The sequence below is a fragment of the Wenjunlia tyrosinilytica genome (assembly GCF_014646055.1).
GTDB lineage: Bacteria > Actinomycetota > Actinomycetes > Streptomycetales > Streptomycetaceae > Wenjunlia > Wenjunlia tyrosinilytica.
The window spans coordinates 172,016-183,254 of sequence record NZ_BMMS01000019.1; the positions used below are offsets into that span (position 1 = coordinate 172,016).

Consider the following 11,239-nt stretch of genomic DNA (forward strand, 5'->3'; position numbering starts at 1 on the left):
AAGGTAACCGCCACCATGACCAAGCACACGCTCTCCGTCCTCGTCGAGAACAAGCCGGGCGTGCTCGCCCGCATCACGGCGCTGTTCTCCCGCCGCGGCTTCAATATCGACTCCCTCGCCGTCGGCACCACCGAGCACCCCGACATCTCCCGCATCACCATCGTCGTGAGTGTCGAGGAACTGCCGCTCGAGCAGGTCACCAAGCAGCTCAACAAGCTCGTCAACGTCCTGAAGATCGTCGAACTCGAGCCGTCGGCGGCCGTCCAGCGCGAACTCGTTCTGGTGAAGGTCCGCGCCGACAACGAGACCCGCTCGCAGATCGTCGAGATCGTGCAGCTGTTCCGCGCCAAGACGGTCGACGTCTCCCCGGAGGCCGTCACCATCGAGGCCACCGGCAGCTCCGACAAGCTCGAGGCCATGCTCAAGATGCTGGAGCCCTTCGGTATCAAGGAGCTCGTCCAGTCCGGCATGGTCGCGATCGGCCGCGGTGGGCGTTCCATCACCGACAGGTCGCTGCGCGCCCTCGACCGGTCGGCCTGACCCCGCCGGGCCGACCGGCCCGATTCCCTCGGTCCGGTCGGTCCGACCGGATACCGAGACCGCGAAGCCCGCTCCCGCCCGCCCGTCGTAACGTGGGCAGCACACCCCGAATCAAGGAGAAACCCGAAGTGGCCGAGCTCTTCTACGACGACAACGCCGACCTGTCCATCATCCAGGGCCGCAAGGTCGCGGTTCTCGGCTATGGCAGCCAGGGCCACGCGCACGCGCTGTCCCTGCGAGACTCGGGCGTCGACGTGCGCGTCGGCCTCCCCGAGGGCTCCAAGTCGCGGGCCAAGGCCGAGGAGCAGGGCCTTCGCGTGGTCACCGCGGCCGAGGCCGCCGCCGAGGCCGACGTGATCATGGTTCTCGTTCCGGACCCGATCCAGGCCGACGTCTACAAGGAGGCCATCGAGCCGAACCTGAAGGACGGCGACGCCCTCTTCTTCGGCCACGGCTTCAACATCCGTTTCGGCTTCATCAAGCCCCCGGCGGGCGTCGATGTGTGCATGGTCGCCCCCAAGGGCCCCGGCCACCTCGTGCGCCGCCAGTTCGAGGAGGGCCGCGGCGTTCCCTGTATCGCGGCCGTCGAGCAGGACGCCACCGGCAAGGCCTTCGACCTCGCCCTGTCCTACGCCAAGGGCATCGGCGGCACCCGCGCCGGCGTCATCAAGACCACCTTCACCGAGGAGACCGAGACCGACCTGTTCGGTGAGCAGGCCGTGCTCTGCGGCGGCGCCTCCGCGCTGGTCAAGGCGGGCTTCGAGACCCTGGTCGAGGCCGGCTACCAGCCGGAGATCGCCTACTTCGAGTGCCTGCACGAGCTCAAGCTCATCGTGGACCTGATGTACGAGGGCGGCCTGGAGAAGATGCGCTGGTCGGTCTCCGAGACCGCCGAGTGGGGCGACTACGTCACCGGCCCCCGCATCATCAACGACAACACCAAGGCCGAGATGAAGAAGGTCCTCGGCGAGATCCAGGACGGCACCTTCGCCAAGAACTGGATGGCCGAGTACAAGGCCGGCCTGCCGAAGTACAACGAGTACAAGAAGGCCGACGCCGACCACACCCTCGAGACCACCGGCAAGAAGCTGCGCAAGCTCATGAGCTGGGTGGACGAGGAGGCGTAAAGCCGCTCCAGTGTGATTCCAAGCGCTGTCGACGGGCGGCGGTCCACCCTGGTGACAGGGCGTGCCGCCGCCCGTTGTCCATAGTGTCCACCCCCGAAGGGGTGATCCATACGCAACGGCGCGAGATCGCTCCGACACCGTCGCTAGACTGCAAGAGCGCGTCAGGCTCACAGCGTCGTGCGTCTTCCACGCGGCATGTAATCCTTCATTCCGCCTCCCCCGCGTACGCCGAAGGGACCGGCCGTGCGCGAAGGATCAAGTGAGGACCACGTGAGCAAACCCGTCGTACTCATCGCCGAAGAGCTGTCGCCCGCAACCGTCGACGCCCTGGGCCCCGACTTCGAGATCCGCCACTGCAACGGCGCCGATCGAGCCGAACTCCTGCCCGCCATCGCCGACGTGGACGCGATCCTCGTCCGCAGCGCGACCAGGGTCGACGCGGAGGCCATCGCCGCCGCGGACAAGCTCAAGGTGATCGCCCGCGCGGGCGTCGGCCTCGACAACGTGGACGTCTCCGCCGCCACCAAGGCCGGTGTGATGGTCGTCAATGCGCCGACCTCCAACATCGTCACCGCGGCCGAGCTCGCCTGCGGTCTGCTGATCGCCACCGCGCGCAACATCCCGCCGGCCAACGCGGCCCTGAAGAACGGCGAGTGGAAGCGCAGCAAGTACACGGGCGTGGAGCTGAGCGAGAAGACCCTCGGCGTCGTCGGCCTCGGCCGCATCGGCGTCCTGGTCGCCCAGCGCATGTCCGCCTTCGGTATGAAGATCGTCGCCTACGACCCCTACGTCCAGCCGGCGCGCGCCGCCCAGATGGGCGTCAAGCTCCTGCCGCTCGACGAGCTGCTCGAGGTCTCCGACTTCATCACCGTCCACCTGCCCAAGACCCCCGAGACGCTCGGGCTCATCGGCGACGAGGCGCTGCGCAAGGTCAAGCCGACCGTCCGCATCGTCAACGCCGCCCGCGGCGGCATCGTGGACGAGGAGGCGCTGGGCAGCGCGCTCAAGGAGGGCCGGGTCGCCGGCGCGGGCCTGGATGTGTTCTCCAAGGAGCCCTGCACCGATTCCCCGCTCTTCCAGTTCGACAACGTGGTGGCCACCCCGCACCTGGGCGCCTCCACCGACGAGGCCCAGGAGAAGGCGGGCGTGGCGGTCGCCAGGTCCGTGCGCCTTGCGCTGGCCGGCGAGCTCGTGCCGGACGCGGTCAACGTCCAGGGCGGTGTCATCGCCGAGGACGTGCGCCCCGGCCTGCCGCTGGCCGAGAAGCTGGGCCGGATCTTCACCGCGCTCGCGGGCGAGGTCGCGGTGCGCCTCGATGTCGAGGTGTGCGGCGAGATCACCCAGCACGATGTGAAGGTGCTGGAGCTGTCCGCCCTCAAGGGCGTCTTCCAGGACGTCGTGGCCGAGACGGTCTCCTATGTCAACGCGCCGCTGTTCGCCCAGGAGCGCGGTGTCGAGGTGCGCCTCACCACCAGCAGTGAGAGCCCCGAGCACCGCAATGTCATCACCGTGCGCGGCACCCTCGGCAGCGGTGACGAGGTCGCGGTCTCCGGCACCCTGGTCGGCCCCAAGCACACGCAGAAGGTCGTGGGCGTCGGCGAGTACGACGTGGACCTCATGCTCAGCGACCACATGGCGTTCCTGCGCTACGCCGACCGTCCCGGCGTGGTCGGCACCGTCGGCCGCGTCCTGGGCGAGGCGGGGATCAACATCGCCGGTATGCAGGTCGCCCGTGCGGCCCAGGGCGGGGAGGCGCTGGCAGCGCTGACCGTGGACAGCGCGATCCCGCAGCCCGTGCTCAACGAGATCGTTGGCGAGATCGGTGCCACCTCGGCGAAGGCGGTCAGTCTCACGGACTGATACACCTACGTTTTCGCAGGTCAAGGGCCCATCCCCGCGGGGATGGGCCCTTGACTGTCTCAGATACTAGGAAACCCTAGTAATCGGCGAGACTTCCCGGCCTGGCTGGCTTACCGTTGTAAACGCCAAGCTCTTCGCTGGATCAGTGAAGGCCTGGGCGAGCGAAGTGCCTGGATCAGTGACGGGCACAGAGCAGCCGGTGCACACCGCAGGCCACCCCTGCCGCATCCGGGACTGCCCGCCCCACTCCTTGGCGTTCTCCGCCTTCCTCGAATCCTCGAGCTGCCCGATCTTGCTGCCCGCACTTCCGGAATGGAGTCAGTCATGGACGAGACCGCCCGCAAGGAAGCCGCCGAAGCCCTGCAGCGCGCCCTCGACCGCCGCGACAACGGCGGCAGCACCGGCCACTGAGCCGCTGAAGCGACCGGGCGGCGGCCGCTGAGCCCGCCCGCCGCACCTGGGCGACAGCGGCCCCGCGACGACCGCCCTCGACCGCTCGCGGCTACTTCGCCGTCCTCGCCAGAGTGAAGTGGTCCACGCGCTCGCCGGTGTCGGACACGGCGCTCACGGCCAGCGTGGTGGTCCTGCCCTTCGCGGCGGGCACGGCGTGGACCTTGATGAACGAGAAGCCCGTGTAGCGAACCCGCGACCAGTGCACCGTCTCCGGGGCCTTCTCCTTCGATTTCGTCCAGTGGTAGGTGCGGACGTCGTCGATCCTCTTCTCGTGGCCCTCGTAGCTGTCGGCCACCGGGAAGCTGTAGAGCGCCCGCCCGGCGCCCCCCGCCGTCACATAGACGATGCCGTCCCGGTCCGGGTGGGCTGTAGCCCCGATCGGCACCTGCTTGGACACGGCACCGTCGCGAATGGCGTCCGAGCGCTCGTACACGTGGTTGTGGCCGTTCACCACCAGGTCCACCTTGTGCTTCTCGAACAGCGGGACCCACTTGTCGCGCACACCTGCGTCCGAGGCGTGCGCGCTCGTCGTGGAGTAGGCGCAGTGGTGGAAGAACACCACGATGAAGTCGATCCCCGCCAGTTCCCGCAGACGCGCCAGCCGCTCGTCGAGCCAGGCGGTCTGCCTGCCGTGCGTGTAGCCGTAGTTGGCCGGGATCTCGTAGGAGACGTCATTGGCGTCGAGGGCGACCACACCGACATTGCCGTAGGTGAAGGAGTAGACGCCGGGGGCGTCGGCCTTGTCGGGGCCGGTGCCGGGGAAGGCGAACCGGGCCTCGTTGCCGCCGTAGCCGTTGGGGGAGTACCAGGCCTCCATGTCGTGGTTGCCGGTGGTGACCATCCACGGCACCCGTGAGGCCACCGACTCGGTCTGCGCGAAGAACTGGTCCCAGGTGCGGGCGTCGTAGTCCTTGCCGTCGGCAGGCAGGCCCTGGCCGTCCGGGTCGGCGTAGCAGATGTCGCCCGCGTGGAGGTGGAACACCGGGTTCTGCGCCAGGACCAGGCTGTCGTTGGCGATCGCGTGGTAGCCGACGCCCTGGTCGCCGAAGGCGGTGAAGGTGAACGGCGCACGGGTGCCGCGCGGGGGCGCGGTGGTGAACGAGCCGATGGTGGCGAAGGCGCGCGGCGACGCCGGGTCGAAGCCGTCGTGCCCGACCCCGTAGTAGTACGTGGTGCCCGGCTGGAGCCCGTCCAGCGCGGCGTGCAGATACACCTGGTCGACCGCCGCGCCCTTGTCGCTGAGCGCGGGGGTGTGCAGCGCACGCACCTCGGCGGGGATCTTGTGGCCGAGCTCCCACGGCTCGACGCCCACCCGCAGATAGGGGTGCTTGACGGCCACGGGCACCTGCCAGGAGACCCGCATCTGGGTGCGGGGGTCCCCGCCGAAGGCGAGGTGGCGGCCGAACGGGGCGACGAGGGCACCGTCGACGTGCCCGGTCGCCGGGCTGGTCACCAGGGTGGGGCCGGTGCGGGCCGTGGCGCCGGCGCCGACCGCGTTCGCGGAGCCCCCGAGCAGACCCGCCCCCGCGACGGATCCGGCCACGGCGGTGCCACCGCGCAGCAGACCGCGCCGGGACAGCCTGGAACGAAGGTATTCGTGCTGCTCGGCCATGCTCAGCCGCTCGACGAGGCGCTCCGGCATGCCCATACGTGGTGTCTCCATGCATTCAACTTGCCATCGGGGCCATGCGCCTAAAAGGAACTCAGGTGAACTGCGGCCGTCCGGACGATGGCGGACCTTCACGGCCGGAGCCCCGTGTCGAACGCTTCCTCGAACACCGCGTCCGGATGGTGGACGGGTATGTGTCAAGCGGTGGGACGGCGAGTAGTGTGCCCACATGTCTCGCAGCCTCCGCCTCGCAGTTGTCCCCGGTGACGGTATCGGCCAGGAAGTCGTGGCCGAAGGACTCAAGGTCCTCGATGCCGTCCTTGGCGACGACGTCTCGGTGGAGACCACCGAGTACGACCTCGGCGCCCGCCGCTGGCACGCGACCGGTGAGACCCTGCCGGACGAGGTGCTCGAGGAGCTCAAGGGCCACGACGCCATCCTGCTCGGCGCCATCGGCGACCCGTCGGTGCCGTCCGGTGTCCTCGAGCGCGGCCTGCTGCTGAAACTGCGCTTCGCCTTCGACCACCATGTGAACCTGCGCCCCTCGAAGCTGTTCCCGGGCGTGGAGTCGCCGCTCGCGGGCAAGCCCGAGATCGACTTCGTCGTCGTCCGCGAAGGCACCGAGGGCCCCTACGTCGGCAACGGCGGCTCGCTGCGCACCGGCACCCCGCACGAGGTCGCCACCGAAGTCAGCCTCAACACCGCCTTCGGCATCGAGCGCGTCGTCCGCGACGCGTACGCCAGGGCGCAGGCCCGTCCGCGCAGGAAGCTCACCCTGGTCCACAAGAACAACGTCCTGGTCCACGCCGGCCACCTGTGGAAGAACATCTTCGACAAGGTCGGCGAGGAGTTCCCCGAGGTCACCACGGACTACCTGCACGTGGACGCGGCGACGATCTTCTTCGTCACCCAGCCCGAGCGGTTCGACGTGATCGTCACCGACAACCTCTTCGGTGACATCCTCACCGACCTCGCCGCGGCGGTCACCGGCGGTATCGGACTCGCCGCGAGCGGCAACATCAACCCCGGCGGGCAGTTCCCGTCCATGTTCGAGCCGGTCCACGGCTCGGCCCCGGACATCGCCGGCACCGGCAAGGCGGACCCCACGGCGACGGTCCTGTCCGTCGCCATGCTCCTGCGGCACCTCGGCTTCGACGCCGAGGCGGCCCGGGTCGAGGCCGCGGTCAGCGCCGACCTCGCCGAGCGCGCCGACACCCAGAGCACGCGCACCACCTCGCAGACCGGCGACGCCCTGGCCGCCCGAGTATCCGGCTGACCTGCCGGTCGACCTTGAATTCCCAGCCGGGACCGGCCGGTCAGCAGCTCTCTTCCTGGCTGTGGCATCCGGTGGCTGGGTTTCCCAGCCGCCGGGTGCGACCATCGACCATGGGCCGTACCCGTACCTCCGCGACGCCCGGCACCCGTAGCAGCGATAATCGGCACAGGGGCCGCTGTGCGACGGGATGCTTGGACGTCCGACTACCAGGGCGCAGGCGCGGTCCACACACGACCACACGGTGAAGGACACCCCATGACCACGCCCGCACCACTGCCCATCGAGCTCAAGCCGTCCGCCCAGCCGCTGCCCGACGCCGAGCGGACCGCCCGCCTGGCCAGCCCCGGCTTCGGCCGGATCTTCACCGACCACATGGTCACCATCCGCTGGACGGCCGGCCGCGGCTGGCACGACGCCCAGCTCGTCCCGTACGGCCCGCTCGAGATCGACCCGGCGAACATGACGCTGCACTACGGGCAGGCTGTCTTCGAGGGCCTCAAGGCGTACCGGCAGCCGGACGGCGGCATCTCGACGTTCCGCCCGGAGCGGAACGCCGCCCGCTTCCGTGCCTCCGCCCGCCGCCTGGCCATGCCGGAGCTGCCCGACGAGACGTTCATCGCCGCCGTCGAGGCGCTGGTGCGCCAGGACGCCGCCTGGGTCCCCACCGAGGCCGAGCAGAGCCTGTACCTGCGCCCGTTCATGTTCGCCATGGAGAACGGGCTCGGGGTCAAGCCGGCCAATGAGTACCTGTTCATGCTCATCGCCTCTCCCGCGGGCGCCTACTTCCCCGGAGGGGTCAAACCCGTCTCCGTCTGGCTGTCCAAGGAGTACGTCCGCGCGGCCCCCGGAGGCACCGGCGCCGCCAAGTGCGCGGGCAACTACGCCGCCTCCCTGGTCGCCCAGGCCCAGGCCGCCGAGCACGCCTGCGACCAGGTGGTCTGGCTCGACGCCGCCGAGCGCCGCTGGATCGAGGAGATGGGCGGGATGAACCTGTACTTCGTGTACGGGTCCGGCGAGAAGGCCCTGATCGTCACTCCCGAGCTGACCGGCTCGCTGCTGCCCGGCATCACCCGAGACTCCCTGCTCACCCTCGCCGGCGATCTCGGCTACGGCACCGCCGAGGCCAGGATCTCCGTCGGGGACTGGCAGCAGGGAAACGCCGACGGCTCGCTCACCGAGGTCTTCGCCTGCGGCACCGCCGCCGTCATCACCCCGGTCGGCTCGGTGAAGTCCACCGACGCCAACTGGACGGTCGGCAGCGGGGAGCCCGGCGAGGTCACCATGCGGCTGCGCAGGGCGCTGCTGGACATCCAGACCGGTGCCGCCGAGGACACCCACGGCTGGATGCACCCCATCGCCTGACGGCCGGCGCCGACGGCCGACGCCGACGGTCGATTGCGACGGTGAAATGCCGACGCGGCACGTCGACGGCGAATGACGGCGCACGTCGACGGCGAACCGGAGCCCGATCGGATGCGGGCGCCCGGCCATCGGACCGGGGGCCCGCATCGTGAGACGGACTTGTCCAACCCGGGCGGTGCTGTGTCACACTGCCAGCGTGCTCTCGTATGCCGCGATGATTATTGGCAGCAGGCGCGCCGGTCCGCAGTGACCGCTCCGTGAGAACCCGGCACGGCAGCGGCCACCGTGTCCTCAGACCCGCGCGCAGACCTCTCGCACCCGCGAGAGGTCTTTTGCGTTTCGGCGGCGAACCCGCCGGACGCCCGGCGCGAGGGATCATAGGGGGACGGTGGAGCCGGTCATTCCGGTAGACCGCATCCGACAGGAGAAACCAGTCATGAGCCGACCCGACGAAGGCTTCCACGTCTTCGACACCACGCTGCGCGACGGCGCCCAGCGTGAGGGCATCACCCTCACCGTCGCCGACAAGCTGACCATCGCGCGGCACCTCGACGACTTCGGCGTCGGCTACATCGAGGGCGGCTGGCCGGGTGCCAACCCCCGCGACACCGAGTTCTTCTCCCGCGCCGCCTCCGAGCTCAAACTGCGCCACGCCCAGCTCGTCGCCTTCGGTGCCACCCGCAGGGCCGGAGCCAAGGCCGAGGAGGACCCCCAGGTCGCCGCGCTGCTGGCCTCCGGGGCGCCCGTCGTCACCCTGGTCGCCAAGTCCCACGACCGCCATGTGGAGCTCGCCCTGCGCACCACCTTGGAGGAGAACCTCGCCATGGTCCGCGACACGGTCGCGTACCTGCGTGAGCAGGGCCGCCGGGTCTTCGTGGACTGCGAGCACTTCTTCGACGGCTACAAGGCCGACCCCGAGTACGCCAAGGCCGTGGTGCGCGCCGCGCACGAGGCGGGGGCCGAGGTCGTCGTGCTCTGCGACACCAACGGCGGCATGCTCCCCGCCCAGGTCCAGGCGGTCGTCGGCGTGGTCCTGGGCGACACCGGGGCACGCCTCGGCATCCACGCCCAGGACGACACGGGCTGCGCGGTGGCCAACACCCTCGCCGCCGTGGACGGCGGAGCCACGCATGTGCAGTGCACGGCCAACGGCTACGGCGAGCGCGTGGGCAACGCCAACCTCTTCCCCGTCGTCGCCGCCCTGGAGCTCAAGTACGGCCGCAGGGTGCTGCCCGACGGCTGCCTGGCCGAGATGACCCGGATCTCGCACGCCATCGCCGAGGTGGTCAACCTCGCCCCCTCCACCCACCAGCCCTACGTCGGTGTCTCCGCCTTCGCCCACAAGGCCGGCCTGCACGCCTCGGCGATCAAGGTGGATCCCGACCTCTACCAGCACATCACCCCCGAGCTGGTCGGCAACAGTATGCGGATGCTCGTCTCCGACATGGCCGGGCGCGCTTCCGTGGAGCTCAAGGGCAAGGAGCTCGGCTACGACCTGTCCGCCGACCGCGACCTGCTGGGCCGGGTCGTCGCCCGGGTCAAGGAGCGCGAGAACGAGGGCTACACCTACGAGGCCGCCGACGCCTCGTTCGAACTCCTGCTGCGCGAGGAGGTCAACGGCCGTCCCGAGCGGTACTTCACCGTGGAGTCCTGGCGCGCCATCGTCGAGGACCGCCCCGACGGCACCCACGCCAACGAGGCCACGGTGAAGCTGTGGGCCAAGGGCGAGCGGATCGTGGCCACCGCCGAGGGCAACGGCCCCGTCAACGCCCTCGACAAGGCGCTGCGCGTGGCCCTGGAGCGCATCTACCCGCAGCTGGCACGGATGGAGCTCGTGGACTACAAGGTGCGCATCCTGGAGGGCCGCCACGGCACCGAGTCCGTCACCCGCGTCCTGGCGGAGACCACGGACGGCCAGGGGGAGTGGTCCACGGTCGGCGTCGGCACCAATGTGATCGCGGCGTCCTGGCAGGCGCTCGACGACGCGTACACCTACGGCCTCGTACGCGCGGGAGTGCGCCCGGCGAAGTAGCGGGAGGACCGGTCGGGACGAGCAGCCGGGAGGTCGTCGCGCAATTGGCGTGCGTGGGCCCAGGGTTCACCGGGGCCCTCTGGTCTACGGGGGTAGAACTCGGCATCATCGGGAGCGCTCCGCAGTCCCGTTGGTCGCACGGTTCTGAGGAAGGACTCCCCACGCATGTCCATGACCCGGTTGCGCGCCACCATCGGCGCGCTCGCCATGGCAGCCACGCTCCTGTTCGCCCCGGGCGTCGGCCTCGCCTCCACCACGCAGGCCCACGCCGTCACCAAGCTCAGCCATGCCGACGCGGCCGCCCGCTTCCGCGCCTCGGGGATCACCTGGTCCTCCAGCGGCGGCTGCTCGGACCGCAACAACCCGACGTGCACGTCGTTCGAGCAGATCAACCTCGCCACGGTGCAGGGCGCGCAGACCCTCAGGAGCGCCAGCGGCTGCGCGCTCAACATCACCGGTGGCACCGAGGCGGGCCACGCCGGCGGCACCTACAGCCACTGGAACGGCTACAAGCTGGACTTCAGCCCCTACAGCTGCCTGAGCGGCTACATCACCGGCAACTTCACCTACATAGGCCCGCGCCCGGGTGACGGTGCGGCCCAGTACCGCTCCGGTGCGGGCAACATCTACGCCCGTGAGAGCAACCACTGGGACGTCCTGTTCTACAACTGCGGCGGCTGCTAGGCGGCTGCGGGCGCAGGAGAAAGCCCCGAACGCGGAAGGTCCCCGCACGCGGCGGCGTGCGGGGACCTTCCGCGGTTGCGCGGGTGCTGAAGCCATGTGGACGGCCGGCGCTGCGATTACAGCCGTCCTTTGACGGCACGTCAGCGAAGACGGGCCATCAGAGCGTGCTCCACGAGCGTGATCAGCGCCGACTTGGTCTCCCCGCGGTTGCGGGCGTCGGTGGTGATGATCGGGGTGTCCGGGCCGATCTGGAGGGCGTCGCGGACTTCTTCGGGCTTGTAGGGCTGGTGTCCGTC

At 69.8% G+C, this 11,239-nt stretch carries 8 protein-coding genes and 1 pseudogene; 7 read left to right on the forward strand and 2 right to left on the reverse strand.

Annotated features, from left to right (window positions below):
* The first annotated feature begins 15 nt into the window (after positions 1–15).
* The 3 genes from ilvN (at position 16) to serA (ending at position 3,527) form a co-directional block, all read left to right on the forward strand.
* Positions 16–540 (forward strand): acetolactate synthase small subunit, encoded by a 525-nt coding sequence (gene ilvN, locus IEY86_RS22095; protein ID WP_189133535.1) that lies wholly within the window; start codon positions 16–18, stop codon positions 538–540.
* 128 nt (positions 541–668) lie between these two features.
* Positions 669–1,667 (forward strand): ketol-acid reductoisomerase, encoded by a 999-nt coding sequence (gene ilvC / locus IEY86_RS22100; protein ID WP_189133536.1) that lies wholly within the window; start codon positions 669–671, stop codon positions 1,665–1,667.
* Positions 1,668–1,937: 270 nt separating this feature from the next.
* The gene (gene serA / locus IEY86_RS22105; protein WP_189133537.1) at positions 1,938–3,527 is read left to right on the forward strand and encodes a phosphoglycerate dehydrogenase; all 1,590 of its coding nucleotides are present in this window, start codon (positions 1,938–1,940) and stop codon (positions 3,525–3,527) included.
* A 502-nt stretch (positions 3,528–4,029) separates the two neighbouring features.
* Here the strand turns inward: serA and IEY86_RS22110 are convergent.
* Entirely contained in the window at positions 4,030–5,643 is a 1,614-nt protein-coding gene (locus IEY86_RS22110; protein ID WP_189133538.1) for a purple acid phosphatase family protein, read from the reverse strand.
* A 175-nt stretch (positions 5,644–5,818) separates the two neighbouring features.
* Here IEY86_RS22110 and IEY86_RS22115 point away from each other — a divergent pair, with 175 nt between their 5' ends.
* From IEY86_RS22115 to IEY86_RS22130, 4 genes are all read left to right on the forward strand, one after another.
* Positions 5,819–6,865 (forward strand): 3-isopropylmalate dehydrogenase, encoded by a 1,047-nt coding sequence (locus IEY86_RS22115; protein ID WP_189133539.1) that lies wholly within the window; start codon positions 5,819–5,821, stop codon positions 6,863–6,865.
* A gap of 255 nt (positions 6,866–7,120) precedes the next feature.
* Positions 7,121–8,227, forward strand: a complete 1,107-nt coding sequence (locus IEY86_RS22120; protein ID WP_189133540.1) for a branched-chain amino acid aminotransferase — start codon at positions 7,121–7,123, stop codon at positions 8,225–8,227.
* A gap of 436 nt (positions 8,228–8,663) precedes the next feature.
* Positions 8,664–10,259 (forward strand): citramalate synthase, encoded by a 1,596-nt coding sequence (gene cimA / locus IEY86_RS22125; RefSeq protein ID WP_189133541.1) that lies wholly within the window; start codon positions 8,664–8,666, stop codon positions 10,257–10,259.
* A 165-nt stretch (positions 10,260–10,424) separates the two neighbouring features.
* On the forward strand, positions 10,425–10,943 hold the full coding sequence (locus tag IEY86_RS22130) for a hypothetical protein (RefSeq protein WP_189133542.1): 519 nt from the start codon (positions 10,425–10,427) through the stop codon (positions 10,941–10,943).
* Positions 10,944–11,083: 140 nt separating this feature from the next.
* Here the strand turns inward: IEY86_RS22130 and IEY86_RS22135 are convergent.
* Positions 11,084–11,239, reverse strand: a pseudogene (locus IEY86_RS22135) (ATP-binding protein); the annotation flags it as partial.